This is a genomic window from Desulfobacula sp., assembly GCF_030611305.1.
Taxonomy (GTDB): domain Bacteria; phylum Desulfobacterota; class Desulfobacteria; order Desulfobacterales; family Desulfobacteraceae; genus Desulfobacula.
The window spans coordinates 1-25,096 of record NZ_JAUWQB010000024.1 but is presented as its reverse complement, the minus strand read 5'-3'; the positions used below and the strand labels follow the sequence as shown (position 1 = coordinate 25,096).

The window sequence follows — 25,096 nt, the reverse complement described above, 5'->3', positions numbered from 1 at the left end:
AGTTACTCCTGTAAAAAAAAATCAGGTTGGTGCAAGTTTATCCCTTCTTTTTCGCTGCACAAAAAAGACCAATGCCAGCAAACCCAGTGCCGGAATAAACATTAGTTGTTTTGACGGCCGCTTTGATGGAATTTTGACCATTAATATTTCCTGATCAAAATCAATTCCCATTTTCTCAGCATTGCTTGAAAAAACCACATTATCCACCAGGATCTTACCATCTTCAATGCGTGTTTCAAACCCGATCTCATTAAGCCTGTCCACACCGTTTTGGGCATTACCCACTGGAAACATTAAGGCTTTTGTATACTCCTTGCCTTTAATATTCTCGCCTTTGATTTTCAGACGAAGCATGGAACCGGGTTCCAGGTTTTCAACGATCTGAACCAATTGGGTCCCGGGCTTTTCCTCAAAGGGCGGATAAACCTTGTCCCAGAAAAATCCGGGCCGGAACAGGGTAAAGGTCACCAGCAGCAGAGCAATGGTTTCATAAAACCGGCTCTTTGTCAGGAAAAAGCCCTGGGTAGCGGCGGCAAATGCCAGCATGGCAATCACGGAGGAAACCACAACAGTGATCAGGTGGAACCAGCTACCGATCCCGATCATCAAAAGCTCTGTATTAAAAATAAACATAAAAGGTAGAATAGCGGTCCTGATATCATAGGTAAACCCCTGGATGCCCGTGCGGATTGGATCACCGCCGGATATCCCGGCTGCCGCAAAGGCAGCCAACCCCACAGGCGGTGTATCATCTGCCAGGATACCAAAATAGAACACAAAAAGATGGACTGCAATCAAAGGCACAATCAAGCCGTTTTGTGCCCCCAGTTCCACTATAACCGGTGCCATCAAAGTAGATACGACAATATAATTGGCTGTCGTGGGAAGTCCCATGCCCAGGAGCAAGCTGATTATTGCCGTAAAAAATAATATGAGCGGCAGATTTCCACCGGAAATAAACTCCACAAACTCGGTCATGACAAGACCGATACCGGTAAGGGTTACTGTTCCGACAACAATACCGGCGGCTGCCGTTGCCACACCAATGCCGATCATGTTTCTTGCACCCGACACAAGGCCGTTAACAAACTCATTAAATCCTTTTTTAAAAGAAAATTCATCCCCTTTTGTTTTTCTTATAAATCCCTTTAGCGGCCGCTGAGTCAATACAATAACCATGAGCAGCATGGTTGCCCAATAGGCTGATAAAGATGGTGACAGCCTCTCTACCGTCAAGCACCACATCAGGACAACAACAGGGAGCAAAAAATAATAGCCTGCCTGGGCTGTCTCACCAAGATTTGGTAATTCGTTAATTTCATGTGTGACTTCGAGTTCCGGCACCCTGCAGGCAAGCCAGACCAATGCAAAATATACTGCTGCAAGCAAAAGGGTTACTATATAAATAGTTGCCTTACCGGCTGCAACCTTTATCCAGCCAAGACCGTAATAGGTCGCACCACCAATGATAATAATAAAAAGAAAGGTCATAATAAAGGAGAATACTTTTTGGGCTACGGTTTTTGTAACCGTTCTTTTCATGCCCTTGAGCCCCATTTTACATGACTCAAGATGGACAATATAAACCAATGCAATATAAGAAATAATAGCCGGTAAAAACGCATGCTTTATAACGTCAAGATAGGAAATACCCACATATTCAACCATTAAAAAGGCTGCGGCACCCATAACAGGCGGGGTGAGCTGACCATTGGTGGAAGCGGCAACCTCAACTGCGCCTGCCTTTTCCGCCGAGAACCCGACTTTTCTCATCAAGGGTATGGTAAAGGTTCCGGTGGTAACGACATTGGCAATGGAAGACCCTGATACAAGCCCTGTCATACCGGAGGATACGACTGCTGCCTTGGCAGGCCCCCCTTTCATATGGCCCAGGCCTGCAAATGCTGTCCTGATAAAGTAATTACCCGCACCTGCTGATTCCAATAAAGATCCGAACAGCACAAACATAAAAACCATGCCTGTTGAAACTCCTATTGCCACCCCATAAACCCCTTCTGTACCCAGCCAGTAGTGAGACATGCCTTTCACAAGACTTGCACCTTTGTGGGCAATCACATCCGGCATCCAGGATCCGGCAAAGGTATAAAAAATAAAGACTGAAGCGACCACCATTAACGGTGGCCCTAAGGCACGTCTTGTTGCTTCCAATAATAAAATCAAGCCAATCACTGCAACAACAAGGTCAATAGTCAGGGGATCACCCGGACGTTCTGAAAGCCCTGCATAAAACAGGAATAGATAGGCTGCGCAGAATGCCCCGACCAATGCCAAAAACCAATCCTGAAGGGGGATATAATCTCTTGGAGATGATTTGAACGTGGGATAGGCAGTATAGGCTAAAAACATGGCAAATGCCAGGTGGATGGCCCTTGCTTCTGTGGAATTAAATACCAGGATATTGAAAATAAACGGCAAGGGAGAGGCATACCATAATTGAAAGAGTGTCCACATTAAGGGGATAAAAAAGAGGACTTTCTTGGGAAATGCGCCGACAGGATTTCTCGCTCCGGTATCCGCCTCGGCAATCATCTCTTGGAGTGCATCCTGATCGACTGCAGTGCTATTTGCTTCAGTCATTTTGATGATTCCTCCATGGGGAAAAGGGTTGTTTAGACAGACAATTACTTAATTCTTAAAAAAAACAAAGTGTGCAGCACCCGATCATAATTGTCTTGGCTGCACACTTCTTTATTCAAACCAAGGAAAGGATTACAACAGCCCTGCTTCTTTGTAGTATTTCTTTGCACCGTCATGAAGTGGTGCGGAAAGACCATCTTTGATCATCTCTTCTTTTTTCAGATTTGCAAATGCCGGATGGAGTTTTTTGAACTGATCAAAATTTTCAAAAACTGCTTTTACAATATGATAAATAACATTTTCAGGGGTATTGGTTGAGCTGACAAAAGTTGCACCCACACCAAAAGTTGCTGTATCAGTATCAGTTCCTCGATACATGCCGCCAGGAATTGATGCTGTTCTATAATAATCAGCTTCATTAACAAGTTTGTCAATGGCAGGACCTGTCACATTTACCAGCACAGAATCACAGGAAGTGGTAGCTTCTTTGATAGACCCTGAAGGATGACCAACCGTAAATACGATGGCATCAATTTTGTTGTCGCAAAGCGCAGATGACTGTTCAGCAGATTTAAGTTCTGAAGCAAGTTTGAAATCAGCTTTTGTCCAGCCAAGGGCTTTCATGACAACTTCCATGGTTCCGCGCTGGCCAGAACCAGGATTCCCGATATTGACCCGTTTACCTTTCAGGTCTGCGAAATTTTTTATACCGGAATCTTTACGCGCAACTACTGTAAAGGGCTCAGGATGAATACTGAAAACAGCTCTCAAATTTTTATTGGGTCCTTTAGCAGCAAACTTGCTGGTTCCATGATACGCATGATACTGCCAGTCTGACTGGCAGACACCCATGTCCAGTTCGCCTGCTCTAATTGCATTAAGGTTGTATACAGACCCACCCGTACTCTCCACTGAGCAACGGATATTATGAACTTTTCTGCCCTTGTTCACCAAACGCGAAATGGCACCGCCGGTTGGATAATACACACCGGTTACACCGCCGGTTCCAATGGTGACAAAGGTTTGGTCAGCTGCCTGAACAGGAGCTGAACCCATGAAAAGAACCAATCCAAAAAGTGCTGCGATACAAAAAACAAATAACTTCTTCATTTGAACCTCCAAAATTTAAATAATTAATTATCTTTGCTGTCATGCTAAAGAATAATCCTCAATTTCAAAACTTTTTATTTGCCTTTACCTCCTCCTTTTTTTATTTACAATTATAGTCAGGTTATCACGTTACCAAAAGAGCAATCTTCATGCCATAGCCACTTTTACATGAAACACCAAAACTCCCATACATGATTCATTCTCTTAGGATTGATGATATGATCAATTATTAAGCTTGAATCCTTATAGAATCAGTCAAATAGCAATCAGAAGGATGACCACAGTAAAATTTGAGTATCTCATCAAGTTTGATCATTTCATCAACAACTATTTTGCATTGTTGCTGCCAGAAATATACTTTAAAACCTATCGTTATCATAATAATTTGTAAAGTTATTTTTTCAATATAATTCTTGCATCTACAACATCCAGCCCCTGTTCATAAAGAATCACCGGATTGAGATCCATCTCCTCAATTTCAGGGTAGGATTCGATCAGCTCTGAACACATGGATATCAGTTTTTTTAATGATTTTTTATCATACCCTTTCTGCCCCCTTACGCCATCTAAAAGGATAGAAGAGCGGGTATCTTCCAGCATTTTTTTACAGGAAGTAGGATTAATGGGCAAAACCCAGAATGTCACATCTTTCATAATTTCAACCATGATACCTCCCAGTCCATACATGATAACCGGCCCGAACTGTTCATCTATCTTGGTTCCAATGATGATTTCAAGACCCTTTTGCGCCATTGGAGCAACAAGGATACCCCGGATGTCAGCATCAGGGTTATAGGCATTAGCGCTTTTAATAATCTGACGAAATCCTTTCCTGACATCACTTTCAGAACTCAGATTCAGCATAACTCCCTTGGCATCACTTTTATGCAGAATATCCGGTGAAACAATTTTTAATACAACGCTCGCTTTGATTTTACTTGCAATTTCCCATGCCTCATCTTCAGTTTTCGCCACCTGACCTATAGAGGTTGGAGCACCATGAAGCTTGATCAATTGTTTTGCCTCATGCTCTAAAAGCACATGACGGCCTTCTTTCCTGGCATTTTCAATAATCTGCACCCCTTCTTTTCTTGCCATAGCCCGCCAGTTAAAAATAAAATTGGTTTTTGCATGATATGATTTTAAATAATTGCCATATTTACAAAGCGAGGCTACGCACTTGCATGAGATATCCAGAGAATCGTGAACCGGTATATCATAGTGCCGCAGCAAATCCAGGGCCCGGGACTCATATGAGCTGTAAAGGGAATGCACAAAAATCGGTTTACTTTTCTTTTTTACCATTGCCCCGAATCGATGGGCTGCAGCTTCCTCTCCAATGGAAAGGCTTTCTTCAAACCTGATGCCATATCCGCCAAAAAGGCCGACAACCAGAAGCCCGCCAACACTTGGATCTTTTAAAATAATTTTGGCACAATCTGCAAAAAGGCTGGGATCAGAATCTGTTCCCCCTGCCACATCTACAGGATTGATAAGGGATGCTGCTTCAGGCAGAATTTTCCTTAATTTTTCCTTGGTTTTATCAGATAATTCCGGCATATTAATATTGTGATCCGTCAAAAGATCCGCAGCAATGGTTGCATGTCCCCCGCCATCAGCAAGAATAGCAATGGAATTGTTTTTAATCGACGGCTGACTGGAAAGAGTCTCTGCCACTGGAAACAATTCATCTGAGTTCTCAATCACGATGATACCGGCACGTTCATAGGCTCGATTTGCCACTTCACTCATCCCTGCCAGAGATCCGGTATGTGACCCCGCTGATTTTTTTCCTGTTGCTGACCGGCCGCTCTTTAAGAGGATAATCGGCTTTTTAATGCTTGTATTATGGGCTTCTTGCAAGAATTTGCGCCCCTCGCTCATTCCCTCGACATACATCAGGATGGATTTCGTGTCCGGGTCATTTCTGAAAAATTCAAGATACTCATGGAATTTGATGTCTGACTCATTCCCAACCCCGACATAATAGGTAAACCCCTCGTGCTTGCGGATTGTGGCCTCTGTAATCAGTGTCAGCGCCATGTTGCCACTCTGGCAGAGCAGTGCTATGTGTCCTTTAGGGGCATTCTGGATTCCCACAAGGTTCATATTGCTTTTCAGATTAATCATGCCGGAAGTATTGGGTCCGATTAATCTGACACCGGTTTCTTTTGCTGCAGCGACAAGATCTTCTTCAAGTTTTTTTCCTTTGTCTCCAAGTTCCCTGAAACCACCGGCAATGATGACAGCGCCGGCAACATTCTTTTCACCGCATCTTTTTAAAATACCCGGAATCGTTCTGGCAGGGGTTGTAATTAAAGCGAGATCTACGGAACCTTCAATATCCGTAATATCTTTATAACAGCGAAACCCGAGGATCATATCCTCCTTTGGATTAACCGGATAAATCTGTCCTTCAAAACCATCAGCTTTAAGGGTTTTAATGGCCTGGTATCCCCGCTTTGTTTTATTTTTTGATGCGCCGATGATGGCAACTGATTTGGCATTGAGCACTTTTTCTAACATTGTTTTTTTCCTTTGGTTATTTTTTTCTCTGCTCAAAATTATCTAATGACTGTTCTCTTTCCTTTGTTGAAACACAGGCGAGACATGCCTCAATCTCATAATCCATTAATGCCTCAAGACTAGTTTCTCCCTGGGCCATGAGAAATCCCTTTTTAATGAGTTTCAAGGAAAAAGACGAATTGGCAACAATCTTTTCGGCCATGGCAATTGCTTTATCCATCAACTCAACCAAAGGTACGGCTTTATTGACCAAGCCAATACGCTCAGCTTCTTCTCCGGTAATATTTTCTGCAGTAAAAAGAAGTTCTCTTGCCTTGCCCGGGCCGACCAGGTCCTGAACAAGACGGAATGCACCACCGGTTACAGATGAAGTTACCCTTGCCTCAGGGGACCCGATAAGAGCTTCTTTAGCAGCAATCCTGATATCACAGGCCAGGGCAAGTTCATAACCGGAACCCAGCGCATAACCGTTAATTGCTGCAATGGTTGGTTTTTCAAATCGTATGATCTTTCTTGATGCTTCCTGTAAAGATTCAAGATATATCCTGTAATCTTCAATACTTCTGTCTTTTGAATCCTTAAGGTCTGCCCCGGTTGAAAATACTCTGCCTTCACCGGTGATGATCAGCGCCTTGATATCATTGTCCTGTTTTACAGTCTCAAGGGCATCCTGCATCTCAACCCAGAGTTGCCGGTTCATCGCATTAAGCACTTTAGGCCTGTTCAGTTTGATCAGGCCGATCTTGTCTTTTTTTTCATAAATAATACATTCATAATCCATGGAATTCACCTATTGTGAAAGAAGTTAATGGAAATAAAAAACGATTGAATCTTTGTGTATTCATCATTTTGGGTAAATCGCTTTATCTAAAATTAAAACCAATTTTAAATCTAAAATCCACAGCAATTTTCATGCCATAAGCGGTAAGAACCTTGTGAGCCACAGAAATTCAAACATCAGGACTTGTAAATAATTTATCACTGCCCGGAAAAATATTTCAATGCTCCGGCATGCAGTTTTATACCGGCGTAGCTCGTTTGCTTTATGTCCGGTTTTTTTAATGCTAATGAAGGATGTGCATTGGAAAGTCTTTTGTGACTTCTGTATATGGCATTGAGCATGGCATATACTGTTTCTTCATCAAGGTTTTTTGACGCTACCAGAAGGGTCTGTGTTCCAAATGTTATGATGTCACTTGTCTGAGAAGGATAGGTTCCCGCCGGAATGGTGAATTTTGAAAAAGCTGGATGGCGGTGAACAAGGCTTTGAATATCATTATCATTCATGTCTGCTGCTTTTGCTTTACAGAGCTTGAATAGCTGTTGCAATGAGGGATCAGGATGCACACCGACATGGATCATTGCATCTATGTCGCCGTGACAAAAGGCCATGGTGTCCTGTGACTGGGAATCTGAAATTTCAGCCACCAGGCTAAAATTATTTTTTGACCAGGTTTTTGCCGTTAAAATCGTTTCAACCGAAAGACGTTGAAGGGATAGAGGCGCACCAACATTTATCCGTTTCCCTTTGAGATCGTCAAGTTTTGTGATACCGGTATTATCGCCCGCAATAAGGGTGAATGGCACATCATAAAGAGGGACAAGAATACTTAAGTTTTGATAATTGATATCAAGGAATTTGAAATTTCCGGTTTTGTTTATTGCATCATGCAGCATGCGTGAATCGATCAAAGCGATATCCAATGATCCCTGCGAGAGATTTGTAAGATTGTGAATATCCCCTGATGCAGGCACTGCCTTGCAGTTTATCTCCTTAATCTGTTTATTGATAACCCTTTCAAGTAGTCGGCCGGTAAAGTGAGAAAATGTTCCAGGGTTTGATGTTCCTATAAAAACATCAAAGGCACTGGCAGGAACAGAAAAGAAAACCAGGATCATTGACATGACCAAGATTAGCCAAACTGATTTTATAATTTTGCAAGAGATCATAATAGTTCTCCCTGATATAAAAATTATCTTGAATGAAACATACTATGCTTACTTTGATTTTTTCATGCGTTTTTATATTTTAAATAAACTATCATAATAAAGTCAAGAAATGTTTAGAAATACACAACAAGCAACGATTTCACCAAAGCTTTGATCTCCGTCGATTGCTCACCTGATACTATTTGGCAGTATTCTTGCAAATACAAAAACTTGTATATCTATTGGACTCTGTGATATTTGTCTGACAGGTTAATTTGTCCAGAATTATTAGATTGAATTGAATGAAAAAAACACTGGCTATAATAATTATACTTTTACTGTTCTTAGCTGCTCTGGCATCAGATTGCTGCAGTGATAAACCAACGTCTCTCTCATTACCCAAATCTGATCCGCCAATCATCTCTTTTCAAGGATTTAAAATTCCGCAATTTCCAACAGCCCGGGGCCAGTTAAACTATGCCAAATCGGTATTCCCTGATCCTGAAGAAAAAAAAGCAGCTTTAAAAATCCTGTTCAACTTTTTCCCTGAAGCCAAGCTTCAATGCGGCAATGCCGCCCTTAATCTCGCTTATATGAATCTTGGCTATGATTACAGGTTTGCGGCAAGGCAGGCTTATTACAATGCCATTAAAGATTATCGTGATGTGATTAAAAATTTTAAGGGATATCCGCAAATTCTTGTAAAAGCAAACTGGTATCTTGGGTGGATTCACTGTGACCTGCTAAAAGAAAAAAAAATCGGGATTCCGTATTTCCGGCATATTGTAAAAACTTATCCGGATTTGCAAATGGGGATATCTTCACCGGTTCCCTGGGTCAGCCTGGTTTACCCCTTAACCGTCACGGGAAAACAACCGACAAAGGATACAACAAACAAGCAATGGGCCAGCCTTGCGCTGTTGGAAATCATTCGGCATGCCCCAAACAGAAACGAAGTGTTTAACGCTTTTGATCTCTTGTGGAAGAACTATCAAAATAGTGTTCCGACAGGGCTTGCCATCAAATTATTGTTACAGGATGAAAGATATGCTCAAATAGCAATGCCATATATTGAAAAATATTTGGCCCTTAACATTGCCAACCCATACCTGGCCAGGGAGATAAGAAACAATGCAAAGGAGTATTAGCCCTTTATGTGGTTAAGAGAAAACTTAAGTATTTTCTGGCACTCTTTTCAGGTCAGGGTATTCTTGGCGCTGACTCTGATCATCGTCATTGTGATTCCGGGAACCGGTTATTTTTGCTACCTACAGGCCAGAAGGGTTGCAGAAAAGCAAATGCAGCAATATGCCCTTGGCACAGCAGTCCAGATTTCAAAACGGGTGGAATCTTTCTTATCCCACCATACCTATAATGCAAAACTGATTAAATCTTTTTTTGAAAATGATTTAATCAACCATTCTGATGACAAAGAAATTCTTAGATATCTTCACCTTTTTCAACAGGAACATCCTGAATTTTTCAACATCAATTTCGGGGATGAAACAGGTCGTTTTTTAATGGCACCGGCACAGATCCCCGAAGTTCACAAGACGTTTGACCCACGTGTCAGGCCATGGTACCGGGGTGCCATACAGACAAAAGATGTCCACTGGACTAATGTCTATCTGTTTGCATCCACACAGAAACCAGGTATGACCGTATCCGTTCCCATTTATGATAAAACAGGTTCTATCTGGGCTGTCTGCGGAATCGATATTGATATATCCTCATTTTCAAGATTTTTAAAAGGGATTAAAATCGGCAAACAAGGATTTGCCTATATATTTGAAAATAAACAAGGCCGGGTTATAGCACATCCCTCACTTGTTCAGCTTCCCTGGAACCCCTATCATATTGATCTTTTAAGAACCTGCCTGACCGATCTGAACCAAAAAAATATGAGATTCGGCATGTCCACATTTCAGGGTGACAAGTTTTTTACAGCCTATACAGATTATCCCGGAAATGATTGGACGGTTGGTGTTACCCTGCCGGTCTCGGATTTTCTTGAAAATGTTGAAGCCATTAAAAAGGGCATTATCACTCTCGTGATTGCAGGCATTCTTCTTTCCAGCCTCTTAAGCTATCTTATTGCCATGACCATCGTCAGACCTTTGAATATTCTCAAAAAAGGAATTGAAAGAATTTCCAGTGGAGATCTTGAATATAAAGTGAACATTACTGATCCTGATATTGCTTCTGCCCTGGCCGGTTCTTTTAATCAAATGGCATCTTCACTGGAGATGAGCACCCGTGAATTGGAAAAAACCTATGCCGAGCTTGCTCAAAAGGAGAAGCTGGCAGCTGTTGGGCAAATGACCGCCGGTATCGCCCATGAAATTAAAAACCCTTTAGGAATCATCCTTGGATCCGCACAGGTGGTATCAAACTCTAATCGCCCCATGGAGATGAGGGAAAAGGCAGCCGATTTTATTATAAAAGAAGTGGAGAGGCTTAACAAAACCCTGACAGCATTCCTTGATTTTGCCAAACCTGCTTCTCCCAATTTTCAGCGGATTGATATCACTGATCTTCTTGAAGAGATTCTTATCTCCACAGAAGAACGGTTTGTTGAAAAAGGGTACAGAATAGACCGGGATTTTCCGAGTATGGCCCCGACTATTCTGGCTGATCCGGATCAGATAAAGGAAGTGTTCTGGAATATCTTTTTAAATGCAATACAATCTATGCCCGACGGCGGAACCGTTACCGTCAAGATCAATATTGAAAAAGGAAAAGAAAGCATTGATGCGGCAATAATTCCCATCAAGGGGTTAATCCAGCACAACCCTGATTATCTGACGGTATCTATCATGGATCAGGGTTGTGGTATCAGCGATGAACAAATGGAAAAAATCATGGATCCCTTTGTCAGTTTCCGGGATGACGGTATCGGGCTCGGGTTGTCTATTGTTTCCCAGATTATCAAATCCCACAAAGGTCAGATTAAAATCAAAAGCATACCGAAAAAAGGAACACAGTTTAAACTATTGTTCCCTCTGGTATTATCAGGAGAATAAACATGGCAGCTAATGTATTATTAGTCGAAGATGAAGAAAGGATGCGTCAGGTTATTGTGATGCAGCTTTCCGATTTGGATCTTCACATCCATGAAGCCGTTGACGGTGAACAGGCAATCGACATATTTGAAAACGAAACGATTAGCCTTGTGATTACGGATCTAAAACTTCCCAAAGTTAATGGAATGGAAGTGCTTCAAACCATCAAAGAAAAAGATCCTGAAATCCCGGTGATTGTCATTACCGCCTATGGGTCTATCGAAAATGCAGTCAAGGCCATTCAAAAAGGAGCGTTTGACTATGTTACCAAACCCTTTAAAGAAGAAAAATTGCGTTCCAGCGTTATAAAAGCATTAAAAATCAGTCGCCTGACCTATGAGGTCCGGTATCTTCGACAGGAAATTGAGGATCGGTATACCTTTAAAAATATAGTGGGTGATTCGCCCAGAATATGCGATGTCCTTAAACTTGCAGGCTCCGTATCCAACACAGATACAAGCGTTCTGATAACAGGAGAAAGCGGAACCGGAAAGGAGCTTCTAAGCCGTGCCACTCATATCAACAGTCCCCGCTCCAGCGGCCCGTTTTTAACCGTAAATTGTGCAGCGATTCCCTCTACCCTCATGGAAGCCGAATTGTTCGGATATGAAAAAGGAGCGTTTACCGGTGCCCACAAAAGAACAATGGGGAAATTTGAACTGGCTTCCGGTGGTACACTCTTTTTAGATGAAATTGGAGATATGGAGCTTGATGTCCAGGCAAAGCTTCTGCGCATACTTGAAACGGGGGAATACGAGCGGCTTGGTGGAGGCAAAACTATTAAAGCGGATGTCAGGGTCATTGCGGCAACCAATAAAGATCTTGAAGAAATGGTTGAAGAAAAACGATTCCGGGAAGATCTTTTTTACCGAATCAATGTGTTCCCCATTCATATTCCACCATTAAGAGAAAGAAAAGTAGATATCCCGAAACTATCCAATCATTTTATCCAGAAATTCTCAAACGCATTTGGCAGGAAACCGCCGGAACTTTCAGAGAAAGCAATAAAAAAGCTGATCCAATATCCCTGGAAAGGAAATATCAGGGAGCTGAAAAATGTTCTTGAGCGTGCCATGATTCTTTGCAAGGGATCTCAAATCACCAGTAGCCATCTCATTCTCAATGAATCCCAGGAAAAATCATTTGAGCATATGAATATGAACACACTGATTCCCAGGATAATTGATGAGCAGGGGCTCAGTCTGGAAAATCTGGAAGGCTATTGTATCAAGTATGCGATGAAAACTTCAGAGAACAATGTTTCTAAGGCAGCCAGATTATTAGGCCTGTCACGGGCAACACTCCGGTACAGGCTTGAAAAAATGAACGAATAAAAAGGCCGCTTTACATTAATCTGTTTTCAGGACAGAAAGAAACGCAGACTGAGGGATCTCAACAGAACCCACCATTTTCATTCGTTTTTTGCCTTTTTTCTGTTTTTCAAGAAGTTTTCGCTTTCTTGAAATATCACCACCATAACATTTTGCAGTCACATCTTTTCTAAATGCAGATATGGTTTCCCGGGAAATAATTTTCCCTCCGATAGCACCCTGGATGGGTATTTTAAACTGCTGCCTGGGAATTTCTTCTCTCAATTTTTTACAAGCCGTTCTGGCCCTTGCTTCAGCCTTGTCCCGGTGAATAAGCTGGGACAAAGCATCCACCCGTTCACCATTAATAATAAAATCAAGTTTTACAAGGTCTGTCGCCTGGTATCCGGCAATTTCATAGTCAAATGACCCGTATCCCTGGGTAACACTTTTGAGCCGGTCATAAAACTCATATACCACCTCGGCCAGCGGCAGTTCAAATTTCATTTCCATCCGGCTACTGGTTAAATACTGGTAATTTTTGCTGACCCCCCGAAATTCATGGCAGACCTGCATGACATTGCCCATATATTTATCCGGAACAATGATGGAAGCGTTTATAAACGGTTCTCTGACCCGGATGATTTCGGCCGGGTCAGGATATTGGACCGGGTTATCAATAATTTTCACCGTCCCATCCGTATAAGTTATCTCATACATAACAGAAGGCGATGTCAAAATCAGAGAGACATCATATTCCCGTTCAAGCCTTTCCTGAACTACTTCGAGATGTAAAAGGCCCAAAAAACCGCATCGGTATCCAAACCCGAGGGCAATGGAACTGTCTTTCTCATAAATCAAAGAAGCATCATTGAGTTTAAGCTTTTCCAAAGCAGCAGTAAGTTCCTCATAATCATCAGAGGCAACAGGATACATGGAAGAAAACACAACCGGTGTCGGCTCCCTGAAGCCCTTCATGGGTTTGTCACACCGTTTATCAGCCATGGTAACGGTATCACCAATTTTTACATCACTGATATTTTTAATGCCGGCAATAAAGTATCCCACCTGCCCTGCAATAAGTTCTTTCTGAGGTTGCCGTTCTATTTGAAACAGTCCCACCTCTTCAACTTTGTACTGGGCATCATTGGACATAAGCTGGATCTTATCTCCTTTTTTAATGCTGCCGTCAAAAATTCTGAAATGAATGATGGTCCCTCTGAATGCATCATAATGAGAATCAAATATCAGGGCCTTAAAAACAGAATCTTCCTTTGAAACAGGTGCCGGAATTCCATCAACAACGGCCTGGAAGATTTTATCCACGCCTGTTCCTGCTTTTGCAGAAACTGCTAAGGCATCATCAGAATCAAGCCCCAGATCCTCTTCAATCTGATCTTTGGCCCAGTCAATCTGAGCAGACGGCAGATCTATTTTATTGATCACCGGTATGATTGAAAGATCATGCTCCACGGCAAGGTATAAATTTGCCAGCGTCTGGGCTTCAACCCCCTGGCTTGCATCAACCAGTATCAGCGCTCCCTCACAGGATGCCAGCGCTCTTGATACTTCATATGAAAAATCCACATGGCCCGGTGTATCTATCAGATTTAAAAGGTATGGGGTACCATCCTCTGCTGTATAGGGGAGAGACACAGTCTGGCTTTTAATGGTAATGCCCCTTTCCCTCTCAATGTCCATGGAATCCAGTATCTGATCTTTCATGTCCCTTTCCGAGATAATACCGGAAAGCTGAATCAGTCTGTCAGACAATGTTGACTTTCCATGATCGATATGGGCAATAATGCTGAAATTTCGAATATTCTTTATATTTAACTTCAATTCTACTCCAAATTAATATATTGACAAAACCCAAGTATACGACTAAGTATTATATCTATCAATTGAGTTGAAAAGAGTCAAGAAAAGCTCATACAGTAAAACATAACTTTGGAGAAAAGACTTGTGACATACTCTGTTTTGATCGTTGATGACGATACTGCAATTAAAGAATCCGTAAAAAAATATCTGAAAATTCAGAATTATGAAGTCAAAACCGCTTTAAATGCATATGAAGCACTGGAAATACTCAATTCATTTAAAGCAGATGTTGTACTGACAGATATTATGATGCAGGGCATGGACGGACTGGAACTCACCCGCAAAATAAAAGAATTATATAATATTGATGTCATGGTCATGACCGGTTACAGTGCCAAATACTCATATGAGAAGGCGGTGCAGGCAGGGGCCAGTGACTTTATTTTCAAACCATTTCGCTTTGAAGAACTGAATTTACGAATTCATAGAGTTTTAAGGGAAGCTTCGTTTAAAAAAGAACGCGCCGACCTCTTAAAGAGACTTAGAAAACTTGCCATTACAGATGCATTAACAGGACTTTATAACTCACGGCATTTTTTTTCCCAGATAAAAATTGAAATCGACCGATACAAACGATATTCACGAGCCCTTTCTTTACTGATCCTGGATATTGATTTCTTTAAAGTGTATAATGATACCTGGGGGCATCTTGACGGGGACAAGGTACTCATGGGGCTTGGAAAAACCATCAAACCCTGTATGAGATCCATGGACACGGCCTATCGATATGGTGGAGAAGAGTTTGTCATTCTTTTGCCGGAAACCGGGCTTCAAAAAGCCTGTGTGGTTGGAGCAAGAATAAAAGACAACATCGCCGCTCAAATGTTTGAGCCTGAACCGGGCATCAAAACATCAATCACTGTCAGTCTCGGCGCCACCGAACTTGTGGAAGGAGAAAATTCCAAATCATTTATCAGACGGGCCGATAAAGCCCTCTATAAATCAAAGGATACCGGCCGGAACAAATTAACCTATCTTGTCTCAGAACCCTGATTTTCCTCAAAGTATTTTTTACAGACAGGACTCAGGTTGTATTGATCCGCATACTTATGTCCACAGACCTTGCCTGATGGGTGAGCGCACCACAGGAAATTACATCTACACCTGTGGCTGCAATTTTGTTCAATGTTTCCAAAGAGACATTTCCAGAGGCCTCCACAACGGCCCTGCCGTTAATATGTTTTACCGCCTCGGTCATCTGGTCATAATCCATATTATCCAGCATGATCACGTGGGCTCCCGCATCAATTGCCTCTTTGACTTCATCAAGATTTGAAACTTCAACCTCTATTTTCATTAAATGGGATGTTCTGTTTTTAACGGCCCTCACCGCATTCTTGATGGAGCCTGCAATCGCAATATGATTATCCTTGATCAAAATGCCGTCATATAAAGACATACGGTGGTTATGCGCTCCTCCCGCTCTGACCGCTTCTTTTTCAAGACTGCGCAATCCGGGCGTTGTTTTTCTCGTATCTGTCAGGCGGACATTCGGAAAGCTTAGTTCTTTCACATAGGAACGGGTCAATGTTGCGATTCCCGAGAGTCGCTGTAAAAAATTTAAGGCCACCCTCTCTCCTTTTAAAAGAGATAAAAGATCTCCTTGAACCTTAAAAATAATCTTCCCTTCCTTGATAGGATCACCATCTGAAAATGAAGAAAAAAACACACAATCAGAATCCAAAAGTTTAAATACCTTTTTTGCCACTCCAATTCCGGCAAGAACAAACGACTCTTTGGCAACGGCCACACCTTTGCCTGAAAAATTTTGAGATAAAATACATTCTGTTGTGATGTCGCCAAGCCCTGAATCTTCAAAAAGGGCTAGCCTGATTATATTTTCAATTGTGTTCATGATCGCTCACTTCATTTCCTGTATTCTTTCAAGATTTTCCTTGAGTTTGTTATTCTTTTCCTCAAGATCGGCATGGTGGCCTTTTACTTTCCGGATCACTTCTTCCGGAGCCTTTTCAAGAAAACTTTCATTATGAAGTCTTTTTTGTACAGTCAAAAGCTCTTTGGTGTTTTTTTCAAGTTCTTTTTCAAGCCGCTTAATCTCCTTATCAAAGTCAACAACCCCCTCAAGCAAAACAAAGCATATAGTGTTCCCGGTGACGGAGGATGCACTGGATGAAGGGATATTATCCGCTTCACAAAAATAAAAACTTTCAAGCGTTGCAAGATTTACAATAATGGATTTATTTTCAGCAATACTGATTTTTTCTTTTTCATCCATAGTATGTGCCAGCACTTTTATTTTCATGGACGGCTGAATATTCATCTCGCTTCTGATATTCCGAATACCGGAGATCAAATCAAATACAAAGGCCATCTCCTTTTCAACAGCTTCATTCCTGTTGGTTTCATATTCTTTTTCACTATATGGAAAACAGGCGGCCATAACAGATCCTTTGGTTGCCGGAAGGATATGATAGATTTCCTCGGTAACAAAGGGCATAAACGGATGAAGCATAATCATAATGTCTTCTATGATTTTTGAAAGAACACCTCTTGCACAATCTCTTCTTTGAACGCCCTCTTTTTCATAAAGCGCAGGCTTTGCTGTTTCCAGAAACCAGTCACAGAATTCATGCCATACAAACTGGTAAGCGGCAGATGCGGCTTCATTAAACTTATAGTTTTCAATGCCTTCTTTTACAGCCAGGGATGTGTAGGTACATCGTGAAAGTATCCATTTTTCAGCCAGATTAAGTTTTTTATAATCAATTTGGGTGTCTTTTGCTGTAATATGCATGAGGGAAAATCGTGATGCATTCCAAAGTTTGTTGACAAAATGGCGGTATCCTTCCACCCTTGATTCAGACATCTTTACATCACGCCCTTGTGCCGCAAAGGCAGCCAAAGTAAACCTGAACGCATCTGCACCATATTCATCAATCACTTTTAACGGATCAATAACGTTTCCTTTTGATTTACTCATCTTTTTACCATGCTCATCCCTGACAAGGGCATGGATATAGACATCATCAAATGGTACCTCATCCATAAAATGGGTGCCCATCATCATCATCCTGGCAACCCAGAAAAAAAGAATATCAAAACCGGTTACCAGCACATTGGTGGGATAAAATGTCTTTAAAAGATCCGTAGTTTCCGGCCATCCCATGGTTGAAAACGGCCAGAGTGCACTTGAGAACCAGGTATCCAACACATCTGTCTCCTGCGCAATCTCTTTTGAGCCGCAGGCCGGACATTGAGTCGGATCAATCTCTTCAACAATAACCTCTTTACAGGCCGGGCATTTCCAAACCGGAATTCTGTGGCCCCACCAGATCTGCCTTGAGATACACCAGTCCCTGATATTGTCCATCCATTCAAAATAGGTTTTTGACCAGTTGTCGGGGATAATCCGGGTTCTTCCATTGCGAACAGCATCTGATGCTTTTTTTGCAAGGGGGGCGACTTTAACAAACCATTGTTTTGAAATGATGGGTTCAACCACTGTCCTGCACCGGTAACAATTACCCACACTGTGTTTTAACGGTTCTTTTTTTACCAGCAATCTCTGATCTGTAAGCGCTTCAACAGCCTTAATCCTGCACTCAAACCGATCCAGGCCTTTAAATTGCCCCGCACCGTCAAGCATCCGTCCGTCATCATCAATTACCTTTAATTTTTGAAGTCCATGTTTTTCCCCCAGATGAAAATCATTGGGATCATGGGCCGGGGTAACCTTTAATGCACCGGTTCCAAACTGGATATCCACATAATCATCTTTAATAATAGGAATAACCCTGTCCGTCAAAGGAAGCATCACCTCTTTCTCTTCAAGGTTCTTAAATCGCTCATCATCAGGGTTTACTGCAACTGCTGTATCACCAAACATGGTTTCAGGCCGAGTGGTTGCAACGGTAAGTCCCTGTTTTTTATTCACAAAGGGATACTTGATATAATATAGGTAAGCGTCTTCTTCTTCATACTCAACCTCAAGATCAGCAAGGGCTGTTTTGCATCGGGGACACCAGTTAATAATATACTGACCCTCGTAAATCAGTCCTTCTTTATAAAGCCTTACAAAGACCTTTCGGACAGCATCGGAAAGACCTTCATCCATGGTAAACCGTTCACGATCCCAGTCACAGGAAGCACCCAGTCTTTTAAGCTGGTTGATAATAGCTCCGCCGGATTTCTCACGCCACTTCCAGACCTGCTTTATAAACTCCTCCCTGCCGATCTGATCTCTTGTCTGTCCTTTTGCGGCAAGGTCTCTTTCAACAACATTCTGGGTTGCAATTCCGGCATGGTCTGTTCCCGGCATCCAGAGGACATTATATCCCAAAAGCCTTCTATACCTGCACATGATATCCTGAATAACATTATTTAAAGCATGACCCATGTGAAGTACGCCAGTGACATTCGGCGGTGGAATAACAATAGAAAAGGCATTTTTATCACTCTTATCCTCTGCCTTAAAAAATCCATTATCAAGCCAGTACTTATACCATTTTTCTTCAATACCCGATGGCTCATATCCTTTATCCATAGAACCAGAACCCATAAATCAACTCCTAAAACCCTTTATTAATGAAAAAGGGGACCTTTTAATGAATCCCCATAACCTTTTTTATATATAATTCGCCTGAATTTAGACGTTTCCTGCCGGGTCAAGATCTTTTTTCAACCTCTCCTTGATCTCGGCAATTTCTTTTTCAATTTCTTTTTCCATGACCTCAAACAGAAGAGTTTCTATTTTATCGCCAAACTTTTTTTCAATTACCCGCTCCAACGCAGCCTCTAATTGTTCCGAACTCAGAGTCAAATCTTGAGGTGAAACTATCTCTTGGTCATGTTCAAGCGAACTATCCTCTATTGGCTCCTCCATTGGCTCATCTATTTCAAACTCAAACTCCTCGTTGAAAGAGGTTTCATCTTCCAGTTCAAAATCTCCTTCAAGTTCGTCATTCTCTTCCTTAACAATATCCAGATTGAGATCGGCACTTCCTTCTTCAACAATACCCGTCAATTCAATGACATCTTCTTTGGTTGTGTGGTCGGAACTCTCCTTAACAATATCCGTCAGTTCGATAATACTGTCATCTGTCTCATCTTCACCTGAAATATCATCATTCCAATCTGTCGTATCGGCCATAAAGTCCTCACTTGATTAAGATATTAAAAACAATGTGCTGTCCAATATCCGCGAACGTCAAAAAATACCAAAGCAAGATCAAAGTGTCAACTATTTAAAAAACCCATTTACAATGTCCATCCTTTGTTTTAAACAATCACATAATGCAAAAATTTATCATTCAAAAAATCAATACTATACCGTCAAAAGCAAACATCCAGGGTCAGGATGCAAAACATATTTCTAAAGTTCTCCGGTTAAACAAAGGAGACCACATCGGAATTACCAATGGTGAAGGAAAAGATTTTACAGCAATAATTACTTTTGTCTCCCCTGCTAACATAGAACTTGATATTATTGATGAGCATGACTCTTTAACGGAGTCTCCCATTGATATCACACTTTGTTCAGGCATGCTGAAAGACAAAAAAATGGATCTTGTGATCAAACATCTGACACAGCTTGGCATCCAAAAATGGATTCCCTTTTTTTGTGAACGATCCATTCCCACCCCTGACGCAAAAAGAATGGAAAACCGAAAAAAGCGGTGGGAAACTATTGCCAGAGGATCTTTGAAACTATGCCAAAGAAGCAGGCTGCCCCATATTTCAAAGCCATTGAGTTTTGAAAAACTGTTAAACCAGTCCGCATCCTATGATTTAAAAATTGCGTTTTGGGAAAAGGCAACCCAGCGGCTTAATACACTGAAAAAAACCTCTTCCAATGGAAAAATACTTATTCTTATCGGACCTGAAGGGGGATTTTCAAAAAATGAAATGGAATTAGCAAAAGAAAAAGGGTTCCTGTCTTATTCCCTCGGCCCCAGAATTTTAAGGGCTGAAACTGCCTCTATTTCAAGCTGTACCCTGGTTCAACACATCCTCGGTGATATGTAAAAGCATAAATTTATCAAAGATTTTTCCTTGACATAGATAGTCAAAAAGAATATAAACCCTTCTGTTGTTTGAGCCCAGGTAGCTCAGTCGGTAGAGCAGGGGACTGAAAATCCCCGTGTCGGCAGTTCAATTCTGTCCCTGGGCACCACAACATAAGAGGCTTTAGGTGATTTTTACCTGAAAGCTTTTTTATTTGATACAGTTCGTTATTGTGGTTCTTAACGTGGTTTTTTAATTCTGACACACCCAATAAAAAAACCCAGCCAAAATATGACCAGGTTTTTTTTGCTCCTGAGATTGGATAGAATTGTTTGCAGGGTACAATATTTTCATGGACTTAATAGATTTTTTCTGTTTTTTAAATCATTGGATATAAACGGGCTTGAATTTGTTGATAGAAAACATTTAGGTGCATTCATCGAATATTTACAAGACGATAATTTGATGGCATCTTCTATTAATGGATACTTAAGAAGCCTGTATGCGATTTTTGGATTTCTGGCTGAAAAAGATGTGATCAGTTCAGATATCATTAAAAATAAATTTAGATTAAAAATTCCGGATTTACTTCCAAAAGCGATTGATCCAGACGATATCAAGCTTTTTCTATCTGTTATAAATACTGCCCGGGAACGAGCATTAATCCTGGTTCTTTTAAGAACGGGCATGAGGATAGGAGAATTACTGGGAACAAAAATCAAAAAGATTACTATTTTCCTGATATATTATTTTTTTCTATATCCATTTTTAGTTTCAGCAGAAGAATATAACGGCTGGTAACGCCTAAGATTTTTTTCTCCTGCATTGCACTTACTATAATTGCGTTAAACCGTTCCGAGGACAATGGTGCCTGAATGATATGGGTCAATTCCCATCCTGCCGGTTCCAATATTTTATAATAATCCGTCAGCAGGATTGCGTTTTGCGTTTCTTCTTTTAAAGCAGGACAACTTTGAAAATCACGCCAGTCAGAATTGATTAAGGCAAGCCTGGTGGTTTTCTTGGCGGTTGTTTTGAGAAACCTGAAAAAATTTTCCAGAAAATGCAGGTATTCAAGGCGGGGCAGCCGGGCTATGCTGTTTTCCCCGTAGCTTGCGGCCTTTTTCTGAAAATAGGGAGGATCAAAAATAATCAGGTCTGGCTTTTCCCTGCTTTCCAGAATCGTATCTTCCCAGCTTTTAATCGTCATATCCCAGTAATAGTGTTCAATTTCAGGGCGAAGGTCTGCCCGGTCTTCCATATCCAGACTCCAGCACCTTCTACCTAAAGCCAGACACGTATCTGCTGTTACACCGCCACCTGCCATTGGATCAAAAATCAAGTCATCGGGATTGGAAAAATAAAAAAGTATGTGTCCGATCATCTGGGCTGGAATACGTCCCGGCCAGTCATCTCCGAACCGGGGATCACAATCATTGAAGTTCCACAAATCCCATGTGCGCAACCCCCAACCTAAGTTTTTAAAACGGGTTTGATCGGGTTTTCCCTCTAAAACCAGCGACCACAGCATGGGCTCGCTCCACCCATGTTTGGCAGCCACCTGGGGAATAGTTAATCCTTTGGACAAATCGCTATTTGGGGATTTTGCCATAATTGGCATTTCCCCCAAATGGCTCCGGATAACATCTCTGGTCTCCCCTAAACGCCTGGCAATTCTTTCTTGAGGAATTCCCAGCCGGTTCATCCGCCAGATTTTTTGGTCAATCTTAATTTGTCGAACTGCTCTTAGATCTGCAATATAATTGTCAATTGTCTGTCGGGATCTGCCAATGAGTTTGCCAATTTCAGAAGAGGTTAACTGGGGATTATTTTGAAAAGCGCGTCGAGCTGTAGATCTGGTTTCCTCTTCAGTGAGCTGCTTTGGACCAATTGCCATTTTAGCGGCATAAAGCAAAGGATCAATTCCTTTTAAATCTTTAATAATCACCGGTATATCAGTTAAACCAACTTCTTTATGAGCGTTCCATCTATGCACTCCATCCAATATCCGGTATTTCCCTTCTTTTTCAGGATGAATTTGAACTTGAATCGGTTCAAATTTAAAGCCATCCCTTAAATTTTCAGCAAAAATACTGACACGTTTATGGTCAATTTTTTCTCTTGGATAGATAGACTCATCCAATGTGACATCTGATGTGGCAACTCTTTCGTTAACTTCTTCGCGCATAGCCATTTAAATTAACCTGATCCTGATTTGTCTTTCCCATACAGCTTCTGTAACTTCCCATTCAATTAATCGCATTGATCATCTCCCTATTAGGCTTGAATGAATATATAATTCTCAGATTTTGCTTTGATAATTGTAATTAATTATTTCTTCTCATACCAATATTCCTGGGAGAGACTTTAGTCAATGGAATTATCTAAGATAGGCGGTGTTTCTGACTTAAACATCACCTTCCGGGAATGGCGAAGAGGCTCCCTCAAGTCAATGATTATCCTTATGGAAACTGTTATATGGCTTTCAAAGTATCAATGATATCAATTCAATTCTTGATAAATTATTTGAAGATTTGACAGATATAACCGAAAGAATTTTGGGTGGGGACTGGCTAAAATCAGGTTCAAAAATTTTCCGAAAAATACCGGACGTATAGACATAATCAACACCATATCAGAATGGATATCCATTACTTTTTTTCTCCAATAAAACGTAATGGGATCTTGATTCATTTGGTCATGCGGTTTCCCATATAGATGAATCTCACACCAAAGACTACAAATCTTGTTTATACCAGATGTGGTATTCTGGAAATATTTAAAAAGCCCGGACTGGTTGATGAAGCGCTCGGTAATTTGTAGAATTTGACTCCTAAGCGATTATACCATCTATAAGCGATAGTACTTCAAGAAAAATCAGAGACTTTTTCATTGAAAATGAAGTGCTGCTGTATTTTTTTATTATAAAATATGTTCTGAAAGAATTGCTTCAGAAGCCGTTTTTGGCTCATATAGTTTAACGTTGAGTTTACCCGCCAATTACCTAAACATCATGTTATGGAAAGGTAGGGGGCCGATGAAACAAATAAATATCCGGCAAGCTACTGTAGGTTTCTTATGCTCTTTCTGAACCAGTCGTTTGTTCTATATAAGGTGTTTTTGACCTAACTGTATCTGCGCTCTCCATCATGTTCCCGCTGATACCAGCGATAAAAGTGCTTTACATTAAAATCAAAATACTTTTCCTGATAAAGCATACAAACATCCAGTACCTCATCAAGTGGCGCCCTTCTGTGATATGCTTATGTAAGCCGTTTATCATAAAGCCCCTCCCTGCTTTCATCATCATATTGATTGATATAACACCTGAAAGTCCTTTCGCAAACACCTAAAATCCTGGCTGCTTGTTTTTGGGTAAATTTTTTGGCTCTCCAACCTGTATAAATCCGTTCAAATTCCATTTTCCGAATCTCCTGTAGTATTTGTGCCCGTTTCATGAAAGCCTCCTTTATGGCCTCCAGTATAACCGAACAGTTTATGTGCTACAAATCCGGACAATTCATTTGCTCCCAACAAATAACAGAAATAGCTTGACAAATACCGAGATAGAGTAAGTAATAAGCCTATTCAGTTCGGGGTTTTTTTGGAAAAGGCTTTTATGCTTCCTTGGCCTATATTATCAGGAATAATAGGTGGAGAAACAATTGGTAATAGAGCCTCTTGCAGAGATAAAAAACAATTCAATTTTTTTGAATCAACAAGGGTTAATAATTGATGAAAAGCTGCAACTGTGGTATATTTCAGTAGTTCAATCACAACAAAAAACAACTGAACCAGAGAAGCAGCTTTATGAGAAAATTATCACAGATTTGGTTTGAAGTACAAGAGGTTCTTTTCCCTTTTATCGAAAAACAGGTCGAAGAACCGCTTACAGAGAAATTAAAACACCTGGTAACCACTTTAGAGCTTATCAGGATTGAGGATATGGTCCGGGTACCGGGATACTGGCAGGGTCAATCTCCAAAGAGCAGAAAACAGATAGCAAGGGCATTCGTAGCAAAGGCTATTTATAATATGGATACGACAAGGGAATTAATTGACCGGTTGAAGATCAGCCCGGCTTTACGAAGGATTTGTGGTTGGGAAAAAGCCTGTGATATTCCTCATGAGTCATCTTTTTCCCGTGCGTTTAAAGAGTTTTCAGAATCAGGATTAACTCAGATTGTCCATAGCCGTCTCATTAAACAGTATATGGGTGATAAAATTGTCGGGCACATATCAAGGGATTCCACATCAATTGATGCCCGAGAGAAGCCTATGAGAAAAAACAACAAACCGCCAAAACAAAAGAAAAAAAGAGGCCGTCCCAGAAAAGGTGAAGTGCGAATAAAAGAGCCAACCCGGTTAGAACGACAACAATCAATGGGGACAAAAGAAATGCTTGAAGAGTTGCCCAAAGTCTGTGATGTGGGGACCAAAAGGAACAGCAAGGGTTACAAGAAATCCTGGATCGGATATAAACTGCACATAGATGCAGCAGATGGGCATATCCCCATAAGTTGTGTCCTGACTTCAGCTTCGCTGCATGACAGCCAGGCGGCACTTCCATTGGCTGAGCTTACCAGCCAGCGAGTAACCAATTTATATGACTTGATGGATTCTGCATATGATTCACCCATTATCAAACAACACAGCCGATCTCTGGAACACGTCCCAATAATTGATATAAATCCTCGTGGCAATAAAAAAAGAAAA

Annotated in this window: 19 protein-coding genes and 1 tRNA gene; 9 read left to right on the top strand and 11 right to left on the bottom strand. The window is 41.2% G+C overall.

The window, feature by feature from the left end:
• Positions 1-21: 21 nt before the first annotated feature.
• The 5 genes from QAI40_RS06710 to QAI40_RS06690 all read right to left on the bottom strand — a co-directional run bounded on the left by QAI40_RS06710 (position 22) and on the right by QAI40_RS06690 (position 8,184).
• Positions 22-2,598 carry a TRAP transporter permease gene (locus QAI40_RS06710; protein ID WP_299979638.1) on the bottom strand — a complete coding sequence of 859 codons (2,577 nt, stop codon included), beginning with the start codon at positions 2,596-2,598 and terminating at the stop codon, positions 22-24.
• A 132-nt stretch (positions 2,599-2,730) separates the two neighbouring features.
• Positions 2,731-3,708: a TAXI family TRAP transporter solute-binding subunit gene (locus QAI40_RS06705; RefSeq protein ID WP_299979640.1), complete on the bottom strand. Its 978-nt coding sequence runs from the start codon at positions 3,706-3,708 to the stop codon at positions 2,731-2,733.
• A gap of 393 nt (positions 3,709-4,101) precedes the next feature.
• The gene (locus QAI40_RS06700) at positions 4,102-6,234 is read right to left on the bottom strand and encodes an acetate--CoA ligase family protein (RefSeq protein ID WP_304511521.1); all 2,133 of its coding nucleotides are present in this window, start codon (positions 6,232-6,234) and stop codon (positions 4,102-4,104) included.
• 16 nt (positions 6,235-6,250) lie between these two features.
• Positions 6,251-7,015, bottom strand: coding sequence for an enoyl-CoA hydratase/isomerase family protein (locus QAI40_RS06695; RefSeq protein ID WP_299979645.1), 765 nt, complete (start codon positions 7,013-7,015; stop codon positions 6,251-6,253).
• A 197-nt stretch (positions 7,016-7,212) separates the two neighbouring features.
• Entirely contained in the window at positions 7,213-8,184 is a 972-nt protein-coding gene (locus tag QAI40_RS06690; protein WP_299979648.1) for a TAXI family TRAP transporter solute-binding subunit, read from the bottom strand.
• 281 nt (positions 8,185-8,465) lie between these two features.
• On the opposite strand from QAI40_RS06690, the gene QAI40_RS06685 reads away from it, so the two are divergent.
• From QAI40_RS06685 to QAI40_RS06675, 3 genes are read left to right on the top strand one after another with little or no spacing between them, the layout of a single operon-like run.
• Positions 8,466-9,311 (top strand): hypothetical protein, encoded by an 846-nt coding sequence (locus QAI40_RS06685; protein WP_299979651.1) that lies wholly within the window; start codon positions 8,466-8,468, stop codon positions 9,309-9,311.
• Positions 9,312-9,317: 6 nt separating this feature from the next.
• On the top strand, positions 9,318-11,186 hold the full coding sequence (locus QAI40_RS06680; protein ID WP_299979654.1) for a cache domain-containing protein: 1,869 nt from the start codon (positions 9,318-9,320) through the stop codon (positions 11,184-11,186).
• 2 nt (positions 11,187-11,188) lie between these two features.
• Positions 11,189-12,559, top strand: a complete 1,371-nt coding sequence (locus QAI40_RS06675; RefSeq protein ID WP_299979657.1) for a sigma-54-dependent transcriptional regulator — start codon at positions 11,189-11,191, stop codon at positions 12,557-12,559.
• Between the two features lie 15 nt (positions 12,560-12,574).
• On the opposite strand, the gene lepA is transcribed toward QAI40_RS06675, so the two are convergent.
• Complete coding sequence (gene lepA / locus QAI40_RS06670; protein ID WP_299979660.1) at positions 12,575-14,377, bottom strand: translation elongation factor 4; 1,803 nt, start codon at positions 14,375-14,377, stop codon at positions 12,575-12,577.
• A 123-nt stretch (positions 14,378-14,500) separates the two neighbouring features.
• On the opposite strand from lepA, the gene QAI40_RS06665 reads away from it, so the two are divergent.
• On the top strand, positions 14,501-15,409 hold the full coding sequence (locus QAI40_RS06665) for a diguanylate cyclase (protein WP_299979663.1): 909 nt from the start codon (positions 14,501-14,503) through the stop codon (positions 15,407-15,409).
• A 31-nt stretch (positions 15,410-15,440) separates the two neighbouring features.
• On the opposite strand, the gene nadC is transcribed toward QAI40_RS06665, so the two are convergent.
• The 3 genes from nadC to QAI40_RS06650 all read right to left on the bottom strand — a co-directional run bounded on the left by nadC (position 15,441) and on the right by QAI40_RS06650 (position 19,526).
• A complete protein-coding gene (nadC, locus tag QAI40_RS06660) occupies positions 15,441-16,271 on the bottom strand; it encodes a carboxylating nicotinate-nucleotide diphosphorylase (RefSeq protein ID WP_299979666.1) in 831 nt (276 codons plus the stop codon).
• A gap of 6 nt (positions 16,272-16,277) precedes the next feature.
• The gene (locus QAI40_RS06655; RefSeq protein ID WP_299979669.1) at positions 16,278-18,935 is read right to left on the bottom strand and encodes a valine--tRNA ligase; all 2,658 of its coding nucleotides are present in this window, start codon (positions 18,933-18,935) and stop codon (positions 16,278-16,280) included.
• An 87-nt stretch (positions 18,936-19,022) separates the two neighbouring features.
• Positions 19,023-19,526: a hypothetical protein gene (locus QAI40_RS06650; RefSeq protein ID WP_299979672.1), complete on the bottom strand. Its 504-nt coding sequence runs from the start codon at positions 19,524-19,526 to the stop codon at positions 19,023-19,025.
• Between the two features lie 143 nt (positions 19,527-19,669).
• On the opposite strand from QAI40_RS06650, the gene QAI40_RS06645 reads away from it, so the two are divergent.
• From QAI40_RS06645 to QAI40_RS06635, 3 genes are all read left to right on the top strand, one after another.
• The gene (locus tag QAI40_RS06645; RefSeq protein WP_299979675.1) at positions 19,670-20,401 is read left to right on the top strand and encodes an RsmE family RNA methyltransferase; all 732 of its coding nucleotides are present in this window, start codon (positions 19,670-19,672) and stop codon (positions 20,399-20,401) included.
• Between the two features lie 72 nt (positions 20,402-20,473).
• A tRNA-Phe gene (locus QAI40_RS06640) sits at positions 20,474-20,549 on the top strand.
• 149 nt (positions 20,550-20,698) lie between these two features.
• Positions 20,699-21,181, top strand: a complete 483-nt coding sequence (locus tag QAI40_RS06635; protein WP_299979678.1) for a tyrosine-type recombinase/integrase — start codon at positions 20,699-20,701, stop codon at positions 21,179-21,181.
• Here the strand turns inward: QAI40_RS06635 and QAI40_RS06630 are convergent.
• Positions 21,111-22,574 (bottom strand): DNA methyltransferase, encoded by a 1,464-nt coding sequence (locus QAI40_RS06630; protein WP_299979681.1) that lies wholly within the window; start codon positions 22,572-22,574, stop codon positions 21,111-21,113. The genes QAI40_RS06635 and QAI40_RS06630 overlap by 71 nt on opposite strands.
• A 1,069-nt stretch (positions 22,575-23,643) precedes the next feature.
• Positions 23,644-23,838 (bottom strand): helix-turn-helix domain-containing protein, encoded by a 195-nt coding sequence (locus QAI40_RS06625; RefSeq protein WP_299979684.1) that lies wholly within the window; start codon positions 23,836-23,838, stop codon positions 23,644-23,646.
• A gap of 195 nt (positions 23,839-24,033) precedes the next feature.
• Here QAI40_RS06625 and QAI40_RS06620 point away from each other — a divergent pair, with 195 nt between their 5' ends.
• Both QAI40_RS06620 and QAI40_RS06615 read left to right on the top strand, forming a co-directional pair.
• Positions 24,034-24,219, top strand: coding sequence for a hypothetical protein (locus tag QAI40_RS06620; RefSeq protein ID WP_299979686.1), 186 nt, complete (start codon positions 24,034-24,036; stop codon positions 24,217-24,219).
• A partial coding sequence (locus tag QAI40_RS06615) for a transposase (protein ID WP_304511520.1) occupies positions 24,191-25,096 on the top strand: 906 nt, incomplete at its 3' end. The genes QAI40_RS06620 and QAI40_RS06615, both read left to right, overlap by 29 nt.